This window comes from Aquimarina sp. MMG015 (genome assembly GCF_018100855.1).
GTDB classification, from domain to species: Bacteria; Bacteroidota; Bacteroidia; order Flavobacteriales; family Flavobacteriaceae; genus Aquimarina; species Aquimarina latercula.
In genome coordinates this window covers 25,365-51,206 of sequence record NZ_JAGJEB010000003.1, presented here as the reverse complement: position 1 = coordinate 51,206, position 25,842 = coordinate 25,365, and the positions used below count along the sequence as shown (strand labels likewise).

General features: G+C 34.4%; 13 protein-coding genes. 8 read left to right on the top strand and 5 right to left on the bottom strand.

Features of this window, described 5'->3' with window-relative positions; all coding sequences use genetic code 11:
• The first annotated feature begins 157 nt into the window (after positions 1 to 157).
• From J8L88_RS06925 to J8L88_RS06915, 3 genes are all read left to right on the top strand, one after another.
• Complete coding sequence (locus J8L88_RS06925; protein WP_211060350.1) at positions 158 to 4,555, top strand: T9SS type B sorting domain-containing protein; 4,398 nt, start codon at positions 158 to 160, stop codon at positions 4,553 to 4,555.
• 35 nt (positions 4,556 to 4,590) lie between these two features.
• Positions 4,591 to 5,589 (top strand): type IX secretion system membrane protein PorP/SprF, encoded by a 999-nt coding sequence (locus tag J8L88_RS06920; RefSeq protein WP_211060349.1) that lies wholly within the window; start codon positions 4,591 to 4,593, stop codon positions 5,587 to 5,589.
• A 176-nt stretch (positions 5,590 to 5,765) separates the two neighbouring features.
• Complete coding sequence (locus J8L88_RS06915) at positions 5,766 to 7,496, top strand: alkaline phosphatase (protein WP_211060348.1); 1,731 nt, start codon at positions 5,766 to 5,768, stop codon at positions 7,494 to 7,496.
• An 84-nt stretch (positions 7,497 to 7,580) separates the two neighbouring features.
• On the opposite strand, the gene J8L88_RS06910 is transcribed toward J8L88_RS06915, so the two are convergent.
• Positions 7,581 to 9,155: a hypothetical protein gene (locus tag J8L88_RS06910; protein WP_211060347.1), complete on the bottom strand. Its 1,575-nt coding sequence runs from the start codon at positions 9,153 to 9,155 to the stop codon at positions 7,581 to 7,583.
• A gap of 145 nt (positions 9,156 to 9,300) precedes the next feature.
• Positions 9,301 to 11,010 (bottom strand): lysine--tRNA ligase, encoded by a 1,710-nt coding sequence (lysS, locus tag J8L88_RS06905; protein ID WP_211060346.1) that lies wholly within the window; start codon positions 11,008 to 11,010, stop codon positions 9,301 to 9,303.
• 420 nt (positions 11,011 to 11,430) lie between these two features.
• Here lysS and J8L88_RS06900 point away from each other — a divergent pair, with 420 nt between their 5' ends.
• The 5 genes from J8L88_RS06900 to J8L88_RS06880 all read left to right on the top strand — a co-directional run bounded on the left by J8L88_RS06900 (position 11,431) and on the right by J8L88_RS06880 (position 22,943).
• Positions 11,431 to 15,003 (top strand): hypothetical protein, encoded by a 3,573-nt coding sequence (locus J8L88_RS06900; RefSeq protein WP_211060345.1) that lies wholly within the window; start codon positions 11,431 to 11,433, stop codon positions 15,001 to 15,003.
• A 12-nt stretch (positions 15,004 to 15,015) separates the two neighbouring features.
• Positions 15,016 to 19,797 carry a DUF6443 domain-containing protein gene (locus tag J8L88_RS06895; protein WP_211060344.1) on the top strand — a complete coding sequence of 1,594 codons (4,782 nt, stop codon included), beginning with the start codon at positions 15,016 to 15,018 and terminating at the stop codon, positions 19,795 to 19,797.
• Positions 19,798 to 19,815: 18 nt separating this feature from the next.
• Positions 19,816 to 20,268, top strand: a complete 453-nt coding sequence (locus J8L88_RS06890) for a hypothetical protein (RefSeq protein ID WP_211060343.1) — start codon at positions 19,816 to 19,818, stop codon at positions 20,266 to 20,268.
• 1,157 nt (positions 20,269 to 21,425) lie between these two features.
• Positions 21,426 to 22,610, top strand: coding sequence for a PD40 domain-containing protein (locus J8L88_RS06885; protein ID WP_211060342.1), 1,185 nt, complete (start codon positions 21,426 to 21,428; stop codon positions 22,608 to 22,610).
• 168 nt (positions 22,611 to 22,778) lie between these two features.
• Complete coding sequence (locus J8L88_RS06880) at positions 22,779 to 22,943, top strand: hypothetical protein (RefSeq protein ID WP_211060341.1); 165 nt, start codon at positions 22,779 to 22,781, stop codon at positions 22,941 to 22,943.
• Positions 22,944 to 23,024: 81 nt separating this feature from the next.
• Here the strand turns inward: J8L88_RS06880 and J8L88_RS06875 are convergent, their stop codons facing one another.
• From J8L88_RS06875 to J8L88_RS06865, 3 genes are all read right to left on the bottom strand, one after another.
• Complete coding sequence (locus tag J8L88_RS06875) at positions 23,025 to 23,909, bottom strand: thioredoxin family protein (protein WP_211060340.1); 885 nt, start codon at positions 23,907 to 23,909, stop codon at positions 23,025 to 23,027.
• Between the two features lie 107 nt (positions 23,910 to 24,016).
• Entirely contained in the window at positions 24,017 to 24,508 is a 492-nt protein-coding gene (locus J8L88_RS06870; RefSeq protein ID WP_118387362.1) for a DUF1573 domain-containing protein, read from the bottom strand.
• 154 nt (positions 24,509 to 24,662) lie between these two features.
• Positions 24,663 to 25,727, bottom strand: coding sequence for a response regulator transcription factor (locus J8L88_RS06865; protein WP_118387361.1), 1,065 nt, complete (start codon positions 25,725 to 25,727; stop codon positions 24,663 to 24,665).
• Positions 25,728 to 25,842: the final 115 nt, after the last annotated feature.

The following is a 25,842-nucleotide window of genomic DNA, read 5'->3' as shown; positions in this document are numbered from 1 at the left end:
CGGAAAGTACATAGGATAAAACGTGAAAACATACCCAATACCCAAATCTCTTTAAATATACCTATGGACTTCTTTAGTTCGATAATTTGTTGTGGATTACAGTATTTATATGTTGATGGTACTTTTATAAAAACCAACTCAATAAATGCCAACAATTATGACACGGACACTATTTTCTAGTTGCCTAGCCCTACTTTTATTTACTTTTAGTTATGGTCAGACTGTTACTTTTCAGACTGATGATGGCTTAACCGCAAAAACGGTATGTAAAGGGACTGAAATCCAACTAAATTTAGATATAGATCCCCCCAGACCTTCTGGAGGAACGAGCACTTATAATGTTCAATGGGAAAAAACAGTTAATCCAACATTTATAAGAAACTGTCCATTTCCTAGTGGTGACGGTTCTTGTTCGTTTTATCGAGAAACACCATTAGAAACAACAACGTATACGGTTACTGTTAATGGAGGTTCTTCGGGTTCAGTGAGAAGTACTGTAACGGTTACAGTAGAAGAGGTGCCAAATCCAGGTTTAAATACAACGATGTTTCTATGTGGTAGAACAGGTATTATTAATTTATTTGATGAATTAGATGGAGGGCCAGAATCTGGAGGTGTTTGGAGTAATGGAACAGGAACATATGATACCGCAGATCCTAATGGAGGAGCTTTTACATATACTATTGATAATGGAGCAGCTTGCCCTCCTGTTAGTGCTGTCATAACTGTAAAACCGTGCGGAAATAATGACTCTGATAATGATGGAGTTCCCGATACAACAGATAATGATGATGATAACGATGGTATTCCGGATACTATAGAAGATGGTTTTTGTACTGCAACTACGACGACACCAATTTTTGTATTAGAAGAAGATTTTGGTTTCGGGGGTCCAACACGAAGCAGATATGCAGAAGGATTAGGTTTGACTTACAATCCTGTGTTGCCACAGGATATTAATGGAAACGACGGAGAATATAACGTTGCTACTTCTACTCACTATCGTACCAATGTAGGATTTGATGCTACATTTCTTGCTACAGATCTTGTAGGAGATGTTGATGCCGATGGAAATACGGATGGTAGGTATTTGGCTATAAATATGAAATCGAGCGCATTCGCAGACTTGCCTGTTTTTGTGGCCGAAAATTTACCAGTTACTCCTGGACTTGAATATAATTTTAGCATGTCTATTGCTAGTTTAAATAATAATGCAGGAGAGTTACCTGCAAACTTAACCATTGAGGTTTTAGATCAGGTTGCAGGTACACCTCTTTTTAGTGAGGATTCTGGTGAAATAGCGAATGGTTCCGATGCTTGGATCTTAGTAGAAGATACCTTCATTGCTCCCGCTGGAGTTAATATTGTTACGATACGAGTGATTAATAGACAAGGAACTGATGGGAATGGTAACGATATTGGTATAGACAATATTTTCTTATCCACGAATGCTTGTGATTTTGATCGTGATGGAATCCCAAATTCCCAGGATTTGGATGCAGATAATGATGGGATTTATGATATAGTCGAGTCCGGAAATGCAGCAGCAGATGCCAATGGAGATGGGCGCTTTGATGGCGCAATTAATACAGATGGTACATCTACTACTGTAGTTCATAATGTTATTAATTCTGATACCGATTCTAATCAAGACTTTTTAGATATCGATTCTGATGGAGATGGGATTATTGATAATATAGAAGGACAGTCAACAGCTGGTTATATTGCTCCAAGTGGAGTGGATGGCGATTTTAATGGAGTGGATGATAGTTATGATACCAATGGAACTGCAATTTCTCCAGTAAATTCTAATACCAATGCACTTCCTGATTATATTGATGTAAACTCGGATCCTATATCAGGAGATTGTTTAGAGGATACTATAGAAGCTTATGATATAGATCAGGATGGAATCCCTAACACGATAGCGGATGGTTCTGACATAGATGGAGATGGTTTGGATAATGCCTTTGATACTGTGGTGTTAGATAGGTTAACTGTGGAAACAAATGCTAGTAATGGAGGTACCGTTCCTACTGATTTCCCTAATAATCATAATCCCTTAACAGAAGAAAGAGATTGGAGAGAGGAAATAGGAGATGTTAATGTCGATCCTCTTACTATCACTATATGTGATCCCGTAAACTTATTTGATGAGTTACCAGTAGGTACGTTAACCACAGGAACTTGGAGTGTTCCTGCAATGGGTACAGCGCTTACAGGAGGACATTTAGGAACATTAGATCCTACTGTTACCGGTATTTTAGATGGAGTATATATATATACGCTACCTGTATTATCTGCTGGTTGTCCACCAATTAGATACTTAATAGATGTTACAATTGATGATGTTTGTCAATGTCCAGATATAGATGAACCTATTGTACCAGCTGGACCAATAACAACGTGTATAAATGCAACACCATTACCTTCTGTAACAGTTACACTTGCTCCAGGTTTAGAAGGACGTTGGTATCTTGCGGATGGAGTAACTCCTATTGCTCGAGCCCAAAATACAGATACATTTACACCAGAAATTGGCGAATTAGTATTAGGAGATAATATATTTAGAGTAGAAGCCTATGACCCTGTTGAAATGTGTACGAGTGATTTGGTAGATGTTATATTTACGGTTACAGCTCCACCAGAAGCAGGAGAACCAAATGATACACCTCCGATACCAGTTGCTTTGTGTGAAGGAGATACTACTGTTGTTAATCTATTCGATGAATTAACTGGAGAAGATGCGGGAGGCGTATGGACTGATGCTATGATGACGGTAATTCCCGGTGGTACAATTACCGCGGATACTAATATTGAAGGTGATTATACATATACAGTAACGAGTAATGGGTGTACCGATACTGCAGTAATATCTGTAACTATCAGTACAGTGCCTACACTAGTGTTTGGATCTACAACATGTGCTACTAACCGAACGACTTATGATGTGTCATTTACTACCAATGGTACTTGGGATATTTCAATAGACCCAGTTAATGAAGGTACTATTGATGTTACTAATTCAATGATTACTGGAATTACAGATGGAGTTGATGTAATAATAACAGCAACAAATCCTAGTAATACTGATTGTGTAGCAACTTTAATGGTTACTGCTCCGGATTGTAGTTGTCCAGATATTGTGGAACCTACAAACCCGAGTAATGAAAGTATTTGTATTGGTTCTACGGCGCCAGTGTTATCGGTAGATGTATTACCGGGTCAAACGGCAAACTGGTATGATCAAGACGGAAATTCTTTATTAATGAATAGTACCACTTATACTCCAACGGATACTGCAGCTGGTGATTATATATATAGGGTAGAAGCTTTTGATACAACAGAAAATTGTGCTAGTGACCGTATTGATGTTTTCTATCAAATTTTAGATATTCCGGTTATTGATCCTATAGATCCGATTATGGCTTGCGAATCTTATGAGTTACCATCGTTAGCAGTCGGAAATTATTTTACGCAAATGAACGGAGCAGGTACTCAGCTTAATGCTGGAGATATAATTAGCACAAGCCAGGTAATTTATGTGTATGCAGAAACCGGAACAACACCAAATTGCTCTGATGAAGAAGTTCTTGATATTACCATAAATCCTTTACCTAATCCTGTTGCTCCAACAAATCCGGGAGATCGTTTTTGTGAAAGTTATACATTACCTGCGTTACAAAGTGGTCAAAGTTATTATACAGGATCTAATGGAAGTGGAACGCAATTAAATGCTGGAGATGTTATACAAGAAAGCCAAACGGTTTTTTTAAGAGAAGTTGACGGTAATAATTGCGAAAATGAAGTTCAGTTTTTTGTAGAAATTATAAATGTCGAAGAATTAGAAATAGAGTCAGGGATTATATGTGTAGGGCCTTCTACAACAACGTCTTTTGTAATTAATACAGAATTAAGCGATATAGATTTTTCTTTTGAATGGAGTTTTGAAGGAACTGTAATTCCAGGAGCGAATCAATCTTTTTATGAAGCTACACAGCCTGGAACATATACAGTAACCTATACAGATGTGATATCAATGTGTACGGAAAGTTCAGAAGTAATAATTATAGGTGTTAGTGATCCAGAGAGTTTAGATCTTCAATTGTCTGCAGGAGCGTTTTCGGATAGCACTGATATTATAGCAACTGTTGTTGGGGATAGTACTTATGAGTATGTATTAGATGATGGAATTCTGCAAGAAAGTAACATATTTACAAATGTTTCGCTTGGATTACATGAGGTAACTGCAGTAGATATCAATGGATGTGGTTCAATTACAGCATCTATATTCGTAGTTGGTTTTCCAAACTTTTTTACTCCTAATAATGATGGGATTAATGATCAATGGGGTGTCATTGGAAATGCAGACACGCCAGAAATGGACATCTTTATTTTTGATAGATACGGAAAACTGCTTCAACAATTAAATAGAGATAATCAATGGGATGGAACCTATGGGGGCAAACCTCTTCCTGCCTCGGATTATTGGTTTGTCGCAGAATTTAGAGATGGATCAGCGACCTTCAGAAGACACTTTACACTAAAAAGATAATGAGAGTATTATTTCTCAATTTCAAAACAAGCAAGATGAAATTAAAAAAAATATACCTAATGACAATGATAACATTGTTGTTTATAGGATTTGGAAATGCCCAAGAAGGATTATCTATATATTCCGATTATCTTACAGATAATTATTATTTACTACATCCATCTATGGCTGGTGCAGCTAATTGTTCTCAGGTTCGATTGACAGGTAGAAGAAATTGGGTAGGTCAAGAAGATAGTCCAGGATTATATACTGCAGCTTACAATGGTAGAATTGGTAATTCTCAATCAGGAATTGGTGCAATTGTGTATAATGATAAAAATGGTTTCACTTCTCAAACAGGAGGATATGTTACGTACGCACATCATTTGATGTTTTCTAGAAGCGAAGTAGATTTAAATCAATTATCTTTTGGATTAAGTGCTGGAATACTTCAATATAGATTAGATCAAACTAGATTTGACCCCAATGATCCTTTGGTAGGACCAGGATCTATAAGCCAAAGTGAATTTAACATGGATGTAGGTTTTTCTTATAACCTATATAATTTTTATACACACGTTACTGTAAAGAATCTTTTAAAAAACTCCGGAGTTAACAATGATTTACAAATAGTTAATAACCTACGGAATTATCTAGTATCTGCAGGATATGTTTTTGATCGTCCAGGAAAAACTTTTTCATATGAACCATCAATTCTATATTCTTATAGAGATGGTGTTGGTCAATCTACTATTGACTTCAATTTAAAAGTTTACAGTGATATGAATTTTGGGAAACTATGGGGTGGATTATCCTACAGAAGGAGTTTTGATTCCATAGATTTTTTAGAAGGAGAGGAGATAAAGAGTCAGGCCTTAAACTATGTTACTCCGTTTGTTGGAGTTAATTTTGGAAAATATATGTTTGCTTATACCTACTCCTATCAATCAAATCCAGTGACATTTAATAATGGTGGTTTTCATCAAATAACATTGGGGATAGATTTTTCTTGTAGAGCAAAAAAGTATGCGTGTTATTGTCCTTGGGTAGAGTAATTTTCTTTAGGATTGTACTTTTTAAAATTTTAAAAAAAAGTAAAGAGAACAGATAGAACATTATATTATAGTTAACTTCTTTTATTAAGAGGAAGATAGTTTGATATTTTTTTAAAGAAGGGATAACATCAGGTTTATTGTGGTAAAATATTTTTGAAAGAAAATAAATACACACAATGAATAGAAGAAATTTTTTTGAAAAATCTTTGTTAGTTGCTGGAGGTTTTATGATTGCTCCCATGTACATCAGCTGTAATAACGATGATGATATGGACATCAGTATTCCAGATCTTAGTACGGATAACTTTTTTGAAGGAGTAGCAAGTTTTGACCCAACAGATTCTAAGATTATCATATGGACACGATTCACTCCGAATACTGGTAGTTCTAATATTACAATTAATTGGCAAATTGCTTTGGACCAAAATTTTGATGATGTATTAAGAAGCGGTGAGTTTGTAACTGGAGCGGATAGGGATTATACCGTAGCAATTGATGTTCAAGAATTGCCTTCTAATAGTAAATTTTATTATCGATTCTTTGAGTTAGAGACGCAGACCACTTCTGTGATTGGCGAAACAATTACATTTCCTGCTGTGGGTGATACGGTAACAGATGTAAAATTGGCTGTTTGTTCTTGTGCAAACTTCGCAGCTGGGTTATTTAATGTGTATGGTGCAATGGCTAATTCGGAGGCAGATGTGATTGTTCATTTAGGAGATTACATATATGAGTATGGAGAAGGAGAGTATGGAACCAATGAGAATACTGTAGCTTTAGATAGAGTTCATAAACCAGCAAATGAAATTATATCACTTACAGATTACCGAGCTAGGTATAAGCAATATAGAAGTGATACTCAACTACAATTAGCACATCAAAAAAAGCCATTTATTTGTGTGTGGGATGATCATGAAGTTACCAATGATGCGTACAAGGATGGAGCAGAGAACCATCAAGATTCTGAAGGTTCTTATGAAGCCAGAAAACAAACGGCAATACAGGTATATAGCGAATTCTTACCATTACGATCTACTGATCCATCTAAGATTTATAGATCATTTGATTTTGGAAGTGTGTTAAGTTTACATATGCTAGATACGAGAATTATAGGAAGAGATAAACAACTTTCTTACGATGATTTCTTTAGTCCAACTTCAGGATTGGATGCTGTTGCTTTTCAAACAGCACTTCAGGACCCTAGTAGAACTTTACTGGGATCAGAACAGTTAAGTTGGTTGTCTGGAGCAGTTTCTGCAAGTAATGCAAATTGGCAAGTTTTAGGTCAGCAGGTATTAATGGGTAAGATGTTTATGCCAGCAGAGCTTTTAATTTTAATAGGAACTCTTGTGGCAGAAATAGGCGCTCTAGGAAGTGCAACTCCAGAGACGGCTTTGGCTTTTCAAACCGCGTTAACGGATTTGACAGCTATAAAATCTAGGCTTTTAGCAGGTGATCCGACGCTAACACCAGAAGAGATTACTAGGGTGCAAACAGTTGTTCCTTATAACCTAGATGCATGGGATGGATATTTTATAGAGAGAGAGCAACTTTTTGCTATGTTAGGAGGAAAGAAAACAGTTTGTCTTGCTGGTGACACGCATAATGCTTGGTATAGTAAGTTAAAAGATGCAACCGGGAAAGAAATAGGAGTGGAGTTTGCTACATCATCGGTTTCTTCTCCAGGATTCGAAGGCTTTTTAGGAGTTGATGCAAATCAAGCGGTAGGTTTTCAGCAAGCCTTAGAGATATTAATAGACGATTTACAATATATGGATGCTACGCAAAGAGGATTTTTACAAGTTACCTTTTCGTCAAGTAGCAGTGAGGCGCAATGGAATTTTATAAATACCATAGCTGCTGAAAATTATACTGTAACTGTTGGAGAAATAGTTTCGTATAGCTAAGAATGTTTTTGTTTATAAGTAAGAAGTAAAAACGCAACCTGAAGAGGTTGCGTTTTTTATAAGACTATTAGAGAAGATAGAATGTTATTCTACATTACAATTGGTTAATTCTTTGCAAAAACGAAGTAAATCTTCTTGATTGTTTTTATACTCTTTGTTAGCTATTTTTTCTTGTACTACAGTACATCCTTCAGCCAATTTGGTGAGATTTTTTTTAAATCCAAAAACATAACCAGTAGACATAGTAGATTTACCTTTTTCACTTCCCGCAGGAAGAATAACTAGTTCCTTATTATTAAATAGATATAAATTTATCTTTTCAGATTCGAATAGAACTTTACATAACTTATCAGTTGCACCTCCAAGTATCATTTGACCAGCATCTACTTCACCATTCTTAATTGAAGATTCTTTAAATTTAATATTTCTGTAATGATCTCCATCTATGAATACAAGCTCTTTACATTTTTTAGCTTTTCGAACTCTAGTTCCAAAAGGTTTTCCATTTTGATCATATTCTACGGTTTTAAGACTGTAGGCAATTTTATTGATATCTGAGGTTTTGATGTCTACAAGGGTAGTGTCATTTTCTTTTGTTATTAAATACGCTTGATTAACTTCTATATCTGTACTTATATCATTCTGATCTTCTTCTTGATCGCTTAGGTCTTCAGTTACAACTTCAAAATGTCTGGACTTTGTTTCATTTGCTTTAAAATCTTCTATAAGTTGATCTGCAATTCTGTTAAAATATTTACCATCACTTTTGTCATAATCATTATCGATTATTTTCTGCGCATATTCTTTAACTTTTTCAGGTTCATCTAAATAATAATAGATTTTAGCGATGTTGTAATAACTCGCATATCGCACTTTACGTATTTTCCTTTTCTTGCCTTGGTAATTCGGGATTACGCTATTAAAATAGTCGATTACAGGTTGTACTTCGGTTTTGAGAGAATCAATAGATGCATTGTATTTCATTTTCTCAAAAGCAGATTGTAGTGTTTGATATGCTTCTTGATGCTTCGCAAATTCAGGATGTTTTTTAGACCTTAGAATCCAGAAAAATTCTCTTTCATGAGATTCAATGTCATAACCATATGTACTAGTAAGGTGACCTCTGGCAGAGCTTAAGAATTGTGATTTGTGGCTGCTTTTGTATTTATCTCTTAGATTATATCGGTTGTTGTTGTAGTAATCTTGTGCTTTTTTATAGGTGCTAAATTCTCCACTGGTATGAGTTTCACTTTCAGAATAGCTTTTTTCATAAGCGTTAGCATTTGTTGCGTTATTAACCGATAATGTAGCAGATGATGCGTAGTTTACATTGGCAGTGTATGTGTAGCTTACAGATAATACTTTACCGTCTTTGTCCTTTTTTTCGTGTTTTTCTTTTTTAATATCAACGGTTCCAATTTTGGTGCCGTGAAATTTGTAGTTGATATCTAAAGTTCCTCCTGTTTTTACTTTAGAAAATCCAGGGATGGTTATAGAACCTGTATTTATAGAATATGTTCTTTTACTATCATCAAGGATAGGCTTAGAAGGTAGATTTACATAAGAAGTCTTGAAATTTTCTCGATCTATATTGGCACTTTGAGCAAAGGATATAGTACATAAGAGTGATGCAATACAAGAAAGTAGTGTTTGTTTCATGAAATATGGGGTTTTAAAATAAAGGTGCGAAAATAGTTAAAAAAATGTTAACAGATGTGTTTGGTTATAATTTTTAGAGTTTTTGTAAAAAGAAAAAGCGTGTTTATTTTTAAAATAAACACGCTTTCATATATAATTAAATGATTTATTCTGCCAATTCTACGATTAGGCTATCATCTGTTTTAGTAACTTTAGTAAGACCTAGCTTAGAAAGTCCTTTCATACCCTTATCCCAAGCTTTATTACTTAAACCAGAAGCTGTTTTTAGATCAGCTAAAGGCATGCTTTGTTCTTTCTTGATAATTTCAAAAATAGCTTTTTCATTATCATTAAGAGATTCTATAATATTTGCCTGTGCGGTTCGCACCTCTGGTCGCATCTGTGGGAAGAATAGCACCTCTTGTATAGATTGGTTATTAGTTAGATACATAATCAATCGATCCATACCGATTCCCATTCCGGATGTAGGAGGCATACCATATTCTAGGGCTCTGATAAAGTCGTTATCGATAAACATTGCTTCGTCATCACCTTTTTCACTTAGTTTTAATTGTGCTTCAAAACGTTCTCGCTGATCAATAGGATCATTCAACTCAGAGTATGCATTGGCTATCTCTTTACCACAAACCATTAGTTCAAAACGTTCTGTAAGATCTGGATTGTCTCTATGTTCTTTACATAAAGGACTCATCTCTTTTGGGTAATCAGTAATAAATGTGGGTTGGATGTAATTTCCTTCACACTTTTCACCAAAAATTTCATCTATTAATTTTCCTTTACCCATGGTTTCATCTACTTCGATACCCATTCCTTTGGCTGCTTCACGAATTTCTTCTTCAGATTTTCCTGTAATATCAAATCCAGTAAAATGCTTTATCGAATCGGTCATCGTTACACGAGCATAAGGAGTTTTAAAGTTTATTTTATGTTCTCCAAAAGTAGCATCCGTAGTTCCGTTTACTGCGATAGCACAATGTTCTACTAGATTTTCTGTAAACTCCATCATCCAGTTGTAGTCCTTATAAGCTACATAAATTTCCATGGCGGTAAATTCTGGATTATGGGTACGATCCATTCCTTCGTTTCTAAAGTTCTTAGAAAACTCATAGACACCTTCAAAACCACCAACAATTAATCGTTTTAGATATAACTCATTAGCAATACGCATATATAAAGGAATATCTAGTGAGTTATGATGTGTTATAAATGGACGTGCAGAGGCACCACCAGGTATCGGTTGTAGGATAGGTGTTTCTACTTCAAAATATCCTTTGGTATTAAAAAACTCACGCATCGCGTTAAAAAGCTTTGTTCTTTTTACAAATACATCTTTAACGTGAGGGTTTACTACTAAATCTACATAACGCTGACGGTATCTCAATTCTGGATCTGTAAAAGCGTCATACACTTTTCCATCAGCATCGGTTCTCGGTTGAGGTAATGGTTTTAGTGTTTTACTTAATAATGTAAAGTCTTTAACCATTACAGTTTTTTCTCCTACTTGTGTAGTAAAAAGTTCCCCTTCGATACCAATAAAATCTCCTATATCTAATAACTTTTTATAAATCTCATTATACTTAGTCTTATCATCATCGGTACAGATTTCATCTCTATTAAAATATACCTGTATACGGCCATTAGAATCTTGTACTTCTGCAAAAGAAGCTTTCCCTTGTATACGTCTAGACATCAATCTACCAGCAATAACTACCTTTTTTCCTTCTTCATATTTCTGTTTGACATCTTCAGAAGTATGGTCTACCGGAAATAAAGCTGCCGGATATGGATTAATCCCTAGGTCACGTAGGGTTTGTAGTTTCTCTCTTCTTACAAGTTCTTGTTCTGATAATTGCATAATGCTGCCGTTTTAAGCGTGCAAAGATACGAAGTATGAGATAATCTTTCAATTGATTTTTAAGGATAGTATTGCTTTAGTTTTTATGTTTAAAAATATAGAGGTTCTGAGTACCGAAATAGAGGATTTATGAAGTTTGATAATTTTTTTTAAAAAAAAGTAAAAAGTAGAGGTAACATATCGATTTAGAATGACACATACTTATGGAACGGTGAATTTTATGCCTTTATAAATTTACATTTTAACATTATAAGGTGATTGGATATAAACCTTTAATGGATGAAAAGATGTAGAATTTGTATTGTTTGTAAAAGTAAGATTCGAAAATAAAAGGGTAAAGAGTTTTACGAATCTAATGAGAGCTTTTTAGTAAATTCGCCGCCGGAAAAAAGTAAGTGATTAATTAGTAAGTATTATTTTATGAGGAAAATTGTATTATTGTTTACAATGCTGGTCAGCATTGTTGCTCAAGGGCAAGATGATTATTATGGGGGATATAGTCCATCCGCTACTACAACGCCCACTGCTGCAAAAATTAGCGGAGGAGGAAGCGCCACCGTGAATCTAACGAGTGGGAGTGCGCAGCAGTATGTGCCTATTTATAATATTGAACAAAATGGTGTTTCTTGGAGTACAGGATTACAGTACAGTTATTCTGGACTTAGAGTTATGGAAGAACCATCACCTATTGGTTTAGGTTGGGATCTGGCAGCAACCGGAATGGTGTCTAGAGAAGTAAGAGGTTTACCAGATGATCATCCTAAAGGATATTATGGGTCAGAAAATTTACGAAGTACGATTCTGGATCCATATTATTATTTTGATCCTAATGCAAATAATGCTGCGACTAATGGCAAGCAGGTTATAAAAGAACATCACGCATATTTATTAGCACAAGGATTAATGGATGGAGAGCCGGATGTTTTCCATGTGAATGCTGGAGGAATTAATTTTTCATTTAAATTAGGAGAAAACCTACAACCTGTTTTATTATCACATCATAATGTAAAGATAACCTTTACTTGGAATCAAATAACGGTTACGGATTCTGAAGGGGTACGTTATATTTTTGGAGCAAAAGAAATTTTTACTCCAGTACCAGAAGACGATATTGTACAAACGTTTGGAAATGGACAGACCACAGCGCTGTTACCTATTGAGCCTAATTATCCATACACACGTAGTTGGTATTTAAGCAGTATACAACCACCAAATACTACACAGCAAATAAGTTTTACGTATCAGAATCACTTGTTTAAAACCAAAGCTTTTTTACCAAAAATTTATTCTTATAAAGGATTACAAGCACAGTTTTTAGAAGGATTGTTAACAAAATTTGTATTCATTCCTGGAGGTGGAGGACCATTCCAATCACCCCAACAACAACCGCCGGCAGAGTTGCAGGATGGTCAGGATCCCAATGTGTATACACATACAAGATTAGATGTGGATGTGACAGTACCAGTGCTTAAACAAATTACGTTTGCAGATGGATCTTTACATTTTAATACTGCTTCTGTATCATCTGGAGCACATCATAAATACACATCTATTGATTTAAAAGATTTTCATGGGCAATTGATTAATAGCTATGATTTCTATACACAAGGGACTAGAGATTTATTAAAAGAAATACAAACCAATAATGAGTTTGCTTTTGGTTTTGACTACTATTACGAGGATATCCCATCAGCGATTCCAGCTTTTGAATATAGTGATAAAGAGGTGAATTCTACTATGGATGCCTGGGGATATTATAATGGTTCTCAAACACCTGTCGATCAATTAAAGGAAGAAGCAAGTGTGGAGTCTATATTAAGTCACACAGTAGCAGGGGCATTAAAAAGTATTCATTACAAAACAGGTGGACAAACTGATATTCAATATGAATTGAATCGAATCCCGCAGGAGTATGAAAATAATAATACCTCTAATGGTTCTTTTACAGTTTTTAGTCGAAATACCAATACCATTGGAACTTCAAGAAAACAAGTGCGTTCTGGTACGTTTACTTCAGCTACACAAATCGAAATAGAGCATAAAGCGACTGTTAAGAAATATGGATCTAGAGTGCAACTTAAAATTTTTAAGGAAGGGTATACTGGAGATTATGTTCCATATACGGATTGTAATAACAATAACGGTATAGCTCAATTATATATCAATGTGGTTGGAGAACGAGAAGAACTTGCCGAAGGTTTGGTACAATATGATAGTTATGGAAAGTGTACGTTTACAATCCAACCAGGAACATATACATTTTTTGTAGAGACTGAGGCTAATACAGAAGCAGAAATATCAGTAAAGATCACAAGTCCGCAAAACTACAAGGAAGAAACCTATGATCAATTATATGGTGGTATTCGTGTAGCTAGTATCCGCAGCTGTCCTATAGATACGGATCAATGTACCGAAAAAGTATATCAATATACTAATGATCAATTAGGATCCAGCGCCAAAGTGTATACTGCTTTAAAAATGGAACCTCAAAAATATTGGTACGGTACTACAAACAGTTTTTATATTCCCTTTTATGTAAAAGGGAGGGGATTACCTATTTACTATTCTCAAGTGAGTGAGTCTGTAGTTTCAGCAGATCCATTGAGTAATGCAAAAAATGGAAAAACGGTGTATACCTACGAAGATCCGTATTTTTTTAATGAACCTTATGATTTTAGAACTAGAGAATATTATGATCGCGCACCCAAAGGAGTAAATGAGGGTGGTCTTAGAATAGGTACAGTAAAAACCTATAAAACTGAGAGCCATAAGTCAGTACCTAAAGATAAGTTGATTTCTGAACAGTTATATGAATATGAGTCAGTTATAGCACCTTCAGATTTTTTTGGAAATGCAACTTCTAGTGCATATCCATATGGAATTAAGGTAATTGCAAAAACTCAAATCAAACGTGAGATGCATTATGATAAATTGATACCAATTGTAATGCAGCAAAATAATATGAACGTACTTCCTCTGGGGTTACAAGATTTTCAGGAATATTATGAAAATAGAACACAAGCGGAGTTCGAGGATTTTGCAGAACGTATGATTCGATATACTGGATTTAATATTAATTCTGTAGGTGGACAAGATTTGTTTAGAATGGCAAAAGGTGTTGGTAGCGTAGAATCCGATCAAGCTGAGCCAGCTGGTGATAGAAATGATATGTACGCCATTGTTAGCTATAAAGATACCAACGTGCAATACCAACGAAAAAAGGTGACTAGTAAAACCTATTCGGATATGGATTTAGATCAGTTCCAAGAAAGTATACAGGAGTTTGAGTATGATAGTAATCAACAAGTAGTTGAGCAAAGAAGTACTTCTTCTAAAGGAGCTACCAAAAAGGCAAAATACTATTATCCATATCATAGTACAGTAAACAATACCACTTTGGTATCTGGTAATCGTATTGCCTCTCCGGTAAAAACGGAAACTTTTCACGGCAGTCAAAAACAAAGCACTGCTTTGGTTAATTTCGATTCTTGGAATCCCGGGGGATATCTTCCCAGAACCATACAGTCAGCCAAAGAGAGTGCGCCTCTTCAGGATCAAACCATTTTTCATAAATATGATACCTATGGTAATCCATTGGAGACTTCTGCTAGAGAAGGTATCCATACGATCTATGTGTGGGGTTATAATAATACCACGCCTATCGCAGTGATTACCAATGCCACCTATGTAGGAATGTCATCTGCCGTACAAAACTTAATTAATGCAGCAATAACAGCATCTAATAATGATACGAATGCATCTTCAGAAAATCAATTAAGAACCGCATTGCAAAATTTAAGAAACCATAGTTATTTTTCTGCATCACAGATGGTAACCTATACGTATGATCCATTGATTGGTATGACTAGTACCACAGATGTTAGAAACAGAACTGCTTATTATGAATATGATAGTTTGCATAGGTTATACCAAGTAAAAGATCAAGAAGGGAATATTCTATCAACAAATGAATACAATTATAAAAATAATTAATACAGCACTAAGATGAAAACATTACAAAAGATAGTAGGTGTAGTTGCTGTATTAGTAACTACAATAGTGAGCGCACAGACGCAAACTGAGAATTACGTAAAAACAACTACGTATCAGACAGAAGTACAAGAAGGACAACAACCTCAGGTATTGGAGAGCGATAAGATCGTTACCGTTGGATATTCTGATGGATTGGGTAGAACCAAGCAATCCGTTGCTGTAAGAGGCGGAGGACAGAAACAAGATACCAATATCCTAGATTGGAAAGATGATTGGACAGTGGGAATAGGGCCGACTCCTTTATTTAATAGATGTGGAAAAGTTACCGAAAATGAAAGAATATTTGGGAACAACCCTTTCGGAGAACAATCCTTATTATGGAAATGTGTTAATGATGCTGATAGGGATGCCGATGGTGGATGGAACACAGACTATTTTGCTATAGATAAAAATGTGGGATATCGCTATATTGTTTGGGTAAAACGAACTGGATCACAAGATGGAACAACATATCACGGAACGCAGAATGTAAACAACCTTAATGGTACAGCTAATAACAATCCTTATTTTTGGTATGGAGATTTACCAAATTTAGACACATGGTATTTATTAGTGGGAATAGTGCATCCATTCACGTATACAGGTGGTAATAGTGGAATCAGTGGTGTATATGATATTAACGGGAATAAAGTAAAAAACGCTAATGATTTTAAATGGCGAAGCAATACCACGACTTCTAGATTTAGAAGTTATTTATACTATAGTACCGATGTAAATACTAGTCAATATTTCTGGAATCCTGTTATTACAAAAATCAATGGTAACGGAGAGGCGATTAGTCAATTAATCGAGCAATCTAAGCCAAAAGATATCGTAGCACATTATGAGTATGATGAGTTTGGTAAACAGACCAAATCATATTTACCATATGCTTCTGATCAGACTGAGAATGGAGCTATACATACGGATGCATTATCAGCATTAAAATCATTTTATAACACCTCTAAATATGAAAATACATTAAATCCATATAGCGAGACGATAACAGAAGCCTCACCTGCGAATCGAGTGTATGAACAAGCGGCGCCAGGTGGTCCGTGGGGATATGACAAGGAGAATATACAGTATAAAAACCCTGTGTATACATCGTATCCTACCAATGTTACTTTTAATAAAAGATGGGCTGCAAAAGGGATTTTTTATGTGCCTGGACAAGGAACACCACCAGATGAAACGATAATTACCAATCCATTATTATCCAATAGTTATTTGTGGTTGTATTTTGATGCGGGTAAATTAAAACTTAGAATAAAAACGAGTACCGCAGATGGACTGAAAAAATTAGCTACAGGAAAATTACGAAAATTAGATGTTGTTCCGGCAATCGAGTACCTAGATATGGGGTATATTAAGGATGCAGCTGGCAATAATACTGATTATAAGATTGCTATAGAGGATAACTATGTCGTAGTTACTGCAATCAATCAGAGTCCAAGATTAATCAATGCAGGAATTAACACCAGTAGTGATCATAACTTAAATCAGTTACAGGTACTTACTGGATATGATGAGATATATTCTACGAATACCACCACAAAAGCAGCTTATGGATTAAACACCAATGCAGAGGTACATCGCTTTGATGTAGTGATGCTTAATGGGAATAGCCAGACACCTTTATTAGTATCTAATGGAACCTACGCAGCTGGTCAATTAACCAAAAACATCACAAAAAACGAAAACTGGACCATCGATGATGGCGATGATAAGACAGCAGAAACGTTTACCGATAAAAACGGAAATATAGTGCTTAGTCGAGGATATAATAACAGTGTAGCCCATGACACATATAACGTATATGATGATTTTGGGAATCTTACCTATGTTATCCCACCAAAAGTTACAGTGAGTAATGGAGTATCGAACACTGAACTTTCTGAACTATGTTACCAATACAAATATGATGATCAAAATCGATTAATCGAGAAGAAAATACCAGGAAAAGGATGGGAGTATATTGTTTATAACAAGCTCAACCAACCGGTGATGACGCAGGATGCTAACCAAAGAGCAAAATCACCAAAAGAATGGTTGTTTACCAAATATGATGAATTCGGGAGGGTTGCTTTTACTGGAGAGCTAAAAAATAATGCCTCTAGAGTAAGTTTACAAAATAGTGCTAACTCTAATGCATATACGCAGTCTGTAAGTAAAAGAACTTCACCATTATCTCTTGCCGGAACACCTGTTTATTATACTAATGACGCTATACCACATGTATTTACACAAATCCTTACCATTCACTACTATGATGATTATACTTTTGATAGAGATGGAATGGATAAACCAACTAGTGTATTAGGTGTGGCTACTACGAATGCTACCAAAGGACTACCTACGGGTTCTAAAGTACGAGTTTTAGGAACCAATAGTTGGATAACCAGTGTGATTGCCTATGATCAAAGAGGGAGAAATATTTGGGGAGGAAGTAGAAATCGTTATCTGAATACGATCGATAAGTCTGAAACCCAATTGGATTTTGTAGGGAAAACTTTAATGGTAAAAACTACACATAACAAGGATAGTAACCCTGCTATTGTGAATACAGATACCTTCACCTATGATCATATGGGGAGATTATTAACCCAAAAACAGATAATTAATAATCAACCAGAAGAGTTATTAGCTAAGTTAGAATATGATGATTTAGGACAATTGATACAGAAAAAAGTAGGGAATGCAGAACAAGCTCCGCTACAAACCATTGATTATACGTATAATGTACGTGGTTGGATCACCAAAATCAATGATCCTAGCGCATTGGGCGATGATTTATTTGGGTATAAAGTAAATTATAACAAACCTACGCACGGTGCTACTAGCTTGTACAATGGTAACATCTCTGAAGTAGAGTGGAAATCTGCTAGTGACAATGCATTACGCTGGTATAAGTACACATATGATGATATGGATAGGATTACTAGTGCATTAGATAATACAAATCGCTATAATCTTAATTTTGTTCATTATGATAAGAATGGAAATATTACTGCATTAAGACGCCAAGGAAATAGAAATGCTCAAGCTACCAGCTTTGGTACGATGGATAATCTTACTTATTCATATGATGTAGGAAATAAATTAAACAAAGTAACCGACACAGGTTTTGCAAGCTTTGGTTTTAAAGACGGCACCAATACTAATAATGATTATGAGTATGATGCCAATGGTAATATAATTATTGATCGTAATAAGGGTATATCTGGGATACAATATAATTATTTAGACTTACCTGGAACGATTAGCTTTACTTCTTCAAGTGTTAAAGAGATTGATTACAAATATGATGCTACAGGAGTAAAAATAGGTAAAGAGGTGATCGATGAGGTAACCGATATGGAAACCCGAACTGAGTATGCCGGTAACTACGTATATGAAAATGGGCAATTAAAATTCTTTAATCACTCAGAAGGGTATATAGAACCAGAAAGTAATGGAACTTTTACTTATATTTACCAATATAAAGATCATCTAGGCAATAACCGATTAAATTATGCGGATAAAGATAAGGATGGTCAGATAGACGTTCTTAGAAATAACACAGATGTAGATGGTGATGGAGACTATGCTCGTGAGATTTTGCAGGAAAATAACTACTATCCTTTTGGTCTGCAACATAAAGGGTATAATAGCCAGATTACAGGACAAGAACACCAGTATAAATACAACGGTACAGAACTCACAGAAGAACTGGGATTAAACTGGTATGAGATGCCCTTACGATCCTATGATCCAGCAATTGCCAGATGGAATCGTATTGATCCAGTAATCCATTTTTCTTTATCTACCTATAATGCTTTTGATAATAATCCAGTAGTATATGCGGATCCGAGTGGCGGTAATAGTGAGTACAGTCATATGGATGATCAGATATTTTCTGAAGGTCGCCATGTAGGTGTACAGGAAAGAAGGGCTATGGGTGGTTCTGGATATGGTGGTTCTACGCCTTATGATTATGCAACTACTCAGGGTAATGAGATGATGGGTGTAATGCAATTTCTGGTAAGTATTCAATCTGTAGATAATAATTCTAAAAAAGAAAAATGGGTAGCTGATGCTTCTGGAATTAACCACTCAATAACAGCTGAAGAGTTTAATGGGGATATTGATGCTGCTTATACTAATATGTTTGGAGGTTCTCCAGAAGATTTCGTGGGAAGGATATCTAGAAATATGAATGGTCCTATTGTATTAACATTAAGAGATTTAGGTGAAACAATAGCTACAGGAAATTTTTCATATACTTTTAATAATAAGACTAATCAATACGATATAATTATGGATTTTGTAGTGTCTTATAGCCAATCTTTTAGAATTGCTGGAGCAAATGGTTTAACAGTAGAACAAGAGAATCCAGGCTTGTTTAAGGCGGTTAGAGGTCATGAGGAGTTAGGTCATGTTGAGCAATATCTTGATGCTGCAAGAAATTTTATTATATCAAATTATAACGTTAATATCAATGGAACAGTTAACACTTTTAGTGGAACAGCTGATAGAATTCTGACTGATGTGAGGAATAGTTTTTTAAGTGGTTCGCAGAATCAAACTGCACTTAATAATTTAATTCAACAAACATTTTCTAATTTAATAATAAACCATTTAGATGCGGGAATAAGAAACAGTGTAAATGTTAGTGAATCAGATGCAAATAGTAGAGCAATTAATTCAGGAATTCCCGCTGGATATCTAAATGGTTCAAATCCTGTTTTCTGGCAGGGAGTACAAAGACATTAATTAGTAATAAAAATAAATATGAAGATTTTTTTAAGTTTATTAATAATATTATCTTTTTTATCTTGTAACGGTCAAACGGAAAAAACAAGCAAAAAGGAATCTAATTTTTCAAATGAGGTTAAATTGGATTGGAGTGAAAAAAGTTTTTTAAAAAAGTACATAGATTCTTTAAATGCTATTTCTGAAAATGGCATTATACCTAAGTTCTTATTAAATGATTGTTTTGATTATGATCATAAATTTTATTGGTCATCAAAACATGACCCAAAATCTTTTAGAAAGCAGTTAATCTTTAGTATTAAGAAAGTACAAATTATTGATGTTTTATTAAAAGAAAAATCCAAGGTTAGTAATAGGGTATGTAATGAAAAAATAGAACATCCTTATGGAGGAGAACCAAACAAAATAGATAGTCAAGAATTGTCAAATATACAATTACTGATTCTAAGATTGAATGAATTAAAGAAATAGAAACCCAGATCGATCGGATGTGATAGCGCGGAAATTTTTTCCGTGCGGGGTACGAGTTAGAAATAAATAAATGGAAAGAACCAGTTACATTAATTTGTAGCTGGTTTTTTTATGTTTAAGAATATGCTTTTTTAGCTTTAAAGTCACGTATATACGCATCAATAATTTTAAAGAGTGCGTTTTTGTCTTCGCTACCCATATCGATAATATCTTCAATACGTTTGGTAATATCTTTATCCCAGCTAGCGCTCCTGTCTCGTCCTAAAAAAAGTTTACATATTTTATATTAATCCTAAAATAGATTTACAACTTATTCTTAATCCTATTATTGGTTTACAATAATAGGATTTTTTATATAATAATTCTTCCATAGTTTTTCAGTTTTTATATTGTTTTGATGTACTTGGTTTGGGGTAAGGTTTCCCCCTGCTCCCGCTAGAGTGATCGCTCCCGCTAGTTTCTAAACTAGTGGCGGTAATGAGTTAACGGTATGAGTAAGAATAAATAAAAGTAAAGAACCAGTTACATTGTAAAGATGTAGCTGGTTTTTTTATGTGTTAAGAATATGCTTTTTTAGCTTTAAAGTCTCGGATATATGCATCAATAATTTTAAAGAGTGCCCTGTCTCGTCCTAAAAAAATAAATAGTAAAAAAACAGTTACATTGATTTGTAGCTGGTTTTTTGTTTTGTGAAGGATTTTTTTATTAAAGAAATATCGGACTTCGAATTCGCTCAGCCCTCGAATTACGTTTATTCCGAACCCTGAGCAGAGCCGAAGGGTGAAATGTAAACATCCATACGAAATTCAATAATAATTTTATGGTACTAGTTTTAGGAGTTAAACTTCTCTTAGCTATTGTGCCAGTCATAGAATAACTAAGATTCCGAAAGGCTATTTTCTGTAGTTGTTAACAACAATATTAAGATTGTAAACTATTTTCTTCTTTTTTAACATTTTATTTAATTAAGGATCAGTACATTGCATTATGTAACACAAAAAGTGTACAACGAATGCTATGGGGATAGCAGCATTGTAATTTTTATAAAAATCAAATATTTGTTTATCGTAATACAGTAGAGAAGGACGTCTACTGGTATACAATAGTTTTATAAAAGTTAACAATATAGTTGTATTTAACCAACAAAAAAGTAATCAATGACATTGCAAAAAAACCTTTTGGGGCTGGTTTTTTTCTTTCTTTTGAATTCAACATTTTCTCAACAAAAGCAATTAGCAATAGCTAATGAAACTCAATACGGGTATGCTTCTGTAGAAACAGCCAACTTAAAAAATAATAATGCTACTCCTATGGTAGCTGTATCATCAATTCGTTCAGAAATCTCATTAGAGACTAAGGGACATAATTTTATGTCAGAGGATTTGTCTACAGAATCGAGTACTTCGGCAAATTTTATCATAGAATCATTGCCGATTAATTCTAAAAACTCGGATTATGCACCTAGTTTTTATAAAGGTGAATTGGTATTTGCTTCTTCTCGTAATGCCAAGTCTATGTCAGTTATTCTGCAGGAAAAAACAAATGAACCTTTTCTGGATTTATACAGAACCAGTAAAAACATTCCAGACAAAGGAATAGAGAAACTAAAAGGAGCTATTAATACCAAGTTTCATGAATCTTCAGCTGTTTTTAGCCCAGATGGAAAAACGGTGTATTTTACTAGAAACAATTACTCTAAAAGAAAATTTAAAAGAAATACCAAAGGCTGCGTATTATTAAAAATATACAAAGCAACGTACGAAAACGGTAAATGGAAACATATAAAAGAACTTCCATTTAACAGCGACCAATACTCTACTGCGCATCCAGCATTATCTCCAGATGGTAAATACCTTTACTTTGCCAGTGATATGCCAGGAAGTTATGGTAAATCAGATATTTATGTAGTAGCCGTTAATGAAGATGGAAGTTACGGTACTCCAGAAAACTTAGGAGGTCTTATTAATTCTGCCGGGAGAGAAACGTTTCCGCACGTGAGTGACACAGGTAAATTGTTTTTTGCTAGTGATGGACATGTAGGTTTTGGTGGACTTGATATTTTTATGGTGTTGCCTAATCAACAACGTTCTGGTTGGCAAGTGTATAATATGGGAGCACCAATTAATAGTGCAGCAGATGATTTCACCTTTATTATTGATGAAGAAAATAAAATGGGATATTTTGCTAGTAATCGTGGAGGTGGTAGAGGAGGAGATGATATCTATGGTTTTAGACAGATGATCTCATTAGAAAAGTATAGAGATTATATGCCTAAGGTTAAACATAAGATTAAAAGACATATGGATATCAAACCTATTTCTGAGGAGATTACATCTTTCTAATAGAAAATAATCAAAACCAACTGTTCTTTAAGAATTGTTAAACAGGGGATTTTTCTGTTAAAAAATAACAATTAACATAGATTGAAATTGTAAACATAATATATTGTTGTTATTAACCATAACAAATATATTATATTCAAAAAAAATTCTAAGATCGACGGTATTCAGGTGTTAAAGAAATCTGTGCAAAAAGGGATTAACGGAGGATTCTATTTTGATGGAGAGTATGGAGAATGTCCGACTCTAAATTCCTTTTTTTGTGGAGTTCCTGATCACATTTGCTGTAACGGTCTATGCGTATTACCAGAGCATCCAACTTGTGGTCTTTTTTAAAACAATCAAAAAGTAAAGCGAACTTAGTTCGCTTTACTTTTGTCTTAATAGGTACTTTCTTTTTTATAAGAGTGTATTCTACTATAGTAATTTTTTCAACTCTTTGACTTTATCCACAATTCTTTGGTCCTTATTAAAATCTAAAGAACGTTCATAGTTGCGGATCGCATCCGATAGGTTATTGGTAATTGCTAGTTTATTGGCCAGACTTATAAATGCATCAGCTTCTTTTGGGAATAGCACAGTATTAAATTTTAGTATTTCTATTGCGTCTATTTTTTTGCCAGCAAAAAACAGCACATTAGCGTAGGTGTTTAATTCATACATATTTTCTGTAACATCTCTTAGTTCCTTTACAATACTTTCTGAGTTCTTTGATAAAAAATCAGATCCTTTTGTAGTAATAATAGTATTCATTTTAGTTACGGAGTAGTAGTTAGGAGTATAATTTCCAGAAAGGATATCCCTAACATCTTCCTCAATGGTTGTCTTGGGAGATTCTACGATCCGCTGCATTTCTTTGCCGTCTTTATAAAAAATAAACGTAGGCACTCTATGAATATTTAACCCTTCGTGTTCGCCTCCAGCACTTTGTTTGTAATGTTCGCGATCCGCATCTACCGCGATTGTAGTTAATCTGTTTAGCGGAAAGTTAGCTGCTTGTAGAACTTTATAAAATTTAGGCACTTCTCTCTTGCTATCTCCACACCAGGTTCCCATAAATATTTTGATAGTATAGTTCGGTAAGTCTGTTTTTATAGAGTTTATTACTTGTTCATTAGGAGTATAGGACTCATAATTTTTAGAGAACCAAGTACCATATGGAGCTGAGTTTAATTTTTCGAAATTAATTTTTCCTGTTAGATTTGGGTTTCCTTTAGTGTTCGTTATTTCTTGATTAAATGATTGCGAATAGGTATGCGTAGTGATGGATAATAAAATCAGTAATTGTATGGCTATTTTCATTATAGTAGGATTATAAGATGTATTCTAAATGAGAATATATAACCAACCCAAGTTTTTATAGAATTTGATTATTATCTATGATACTTGGGTTGGAGATATAGTATTTTTTATTTGCTTAAAGGGATACCGCTTATAGTATTCTTAATCTTAGGAGTGACCATAGCCTTTATCTTTAGGATTTGTTTTCCTGTAGCAGCATTAGTGGTGATTGTCACTTGCTTATTCTGCAGGTTGGGTTTACCATTGGTATTAAATGTCACAAGCATTTCTTCGGTTGCTCCAGGCGCAATTGGTTCTTTTGGCCAATTAGAAACAGTACAGCCACAACTTCCTTTTGCATTCACAATAACCAAAGGCGCATTACCTGTATTGGTAAATGAAAATGTATGCTCCAGAATATCACCTTCTGCTACAGTACCAAAATCGAATTCGGTTTCTGAGAAGGTCATCACCGCAACAGCAGTATTGCTTTTTTGCTCGTTTGGCTCAGTATGCATAGCAAGTGTTTCTGCTGTATTATCTTGGTTTGAATTACCACAAGATGATAGTGCAAAAGAGAAAATAATGGAGGCTAATACATAAGTAATCTTGGTTTTCATGTCTTTAGAATGTTTTAGTTATTAGTATTTTTTTTGAATTTTGATTCTGAACCAAAACTCTAGACATGTGGGCAAAAATCCAATGAAAACAAGGTGGAAATAGGGACTAGACCCCCGATGGAATTTTGAAATCTAAAAAATAAAGAAATGAGAATTACCTGTTCTTATACAGTGTTTTCGCCTCTTCTCGGCTTTCGACCTCTATTTTTTTATAAAGGTTGTTGATATGTGTTTTAATAGTGCTTACGCTTAAAAATAGTAAAGAAGCGATCTCTTTATTCGTTTTATCTTGTAGAATTAGATCTAAAATCTTTTTTTCTTGTTGTGTAAGTTTACTTTCTGTTAGCTTATTAGCGTTCTTGTTTTTTTTCAATCTCTGAAATAGATAAAGGTTTAATGCTATGGATCCTATTAATAACGATATGATGATCCAGACCCAATACTGTGTTGTTTTTTCTGGAGTGATCTCTACCGAAAATTTATCGGCAGCTAACTCTGTTTTATATTGTTTTACATAAGGACTATCAGGATACTTTTTTTCTAATCGTTCTAATAGTTGATCATAATAAGTATTCTGCTTTAGATCCTGCAGATAATAGGTATATAAATTATTAGATTTATCGGATAAGAATGAATAGATGTATAATTCTGTCAATGGTTCTTGCTGGCTTTTTCCGAATTCCTGTAAGGTATTAAACCATTTTCTAGAATTTACTTTTCTATTAGCTTCACTTCGGTATGAGCTAAAGGCATACCGCATATCTTCTATAATAGAATCTACTTTAAGAAATGTATTACTCCGTTCATTAGTAGAAACAACTTCACAAAATACTTCTTCTTCTATAGTAAATGGGAGTGAGATCGTATCTTCATTTTTAGCAATAAAAAGAATTTCTTTACTGTTTAGACAAATCCCATTAAAATGAATGGACTCTTTGTCTTCTTCAGAGCAATTTTCCGTATGGATTCGATATATCCTGTTTTGAGTAGGAAGATTATTTTCTGTAAACACAAAGTAACCTGTAGAATCGGGAGCTACTTTTTGGATGATTTGTTCTGGATAGATACCAGACATTTTTCTGTAATCTTCTATAAGAGATAAAAAGACATTACTGTCTTTATTACTGTTGTCAACATAACCAGAAAATTGATATTGACTCCATATTGCAGGAGAGAAGATTAAAAAGGAGATCCAAAGAATAATTTTGATCCATTTCATAGAATAATGTCAAGCTTTTTAGAAATGAACCCAATATAAAAATAATTTTAAGATAGAGGTGTAACATAATGGGATATAAGACTACCTATAATTATATTATTTAATCTATTTTTGT

Coding starts and splice junctions, on each gene's coding strand:
- J8L88_RS06925 (WP_211060350.1), top strand. CDS start 158: ATGACACGGACACTATTTTCTAGTTGCCTAGCCCTACTTTTATTTACT.
- J8L88_RS06920 (WP_211060349.1), top strand. CDS start 4,591: ATGAAATTAAAAAAAATATACCTAATGACAATGATAACATTGTTGTTT.
- J8L88_RS06915 (WP_211060348.1), top strand. CDS start 5,766: ATGAATAGAAGAAATTTTTTTGAAAAATCTTTGTTAGTTGCTGGAGGT.
- J8L88_RS06910 (WP_211060347.1), bottom strand. CDS start 9,155: ATGAAACAAACACTACTTTCTTGTATTGCATCACTCTTATGTACTATA.
- lysS (WP_211060346.1), bottom strand. CDS start 11,010: ATGCAATTATCAGAACAAGAACTTGTAAGAAGAGAGAAACTACAAACC.
- J8L88_RS06900 (WP_211060345.1), top strand. CDS start 11,431: ATGAGGAAAATTGTATTATTGTTTACAATGCTGGTCAGCATTGTTGCT.
- J8L88_RS06895 (WP_211060344.1), top strand. CDS start 15,016: ATGAAAACATTACAAAAGATAGTAGGTGTAGTTGCTGTATTAGTAACT.
- J8L88_RS06890 (WP_211060343.1), top strand. CDS start 19,816: ATGAAGATTTTTTTAAGTTTATTAATAATATTATCTTTTTTATCTTGT.
- J8L88_RS06885 (WP_211060342.1), top strand. CDS start 21,426: ATGACATTGCAAAAAAACCTTTTGGGGCTGGTTTTTTTCTTTCTTTTG.
- J8L88_RS06875 (WP_211060340.1), bottom strand. CDS start 23,909: ATGAAAATAGCCATACAATTACTGATTTTATTATCCATCACTACGCAT.
- J8L88_RS06870 (WP_118387362.1), bottom strand. CDS start 24,508: ATGAAAACCAAGATTACTTATGTATTAGCCTCCATTATTTTCTCTTTT.
- J8L88_RS06865 (WP_118387361.1), bottom strand. CDS start 25,727: ATGAAATGGATCAAAATTATTCTTTGGATCTCCTTTTTAATCTTCTCT.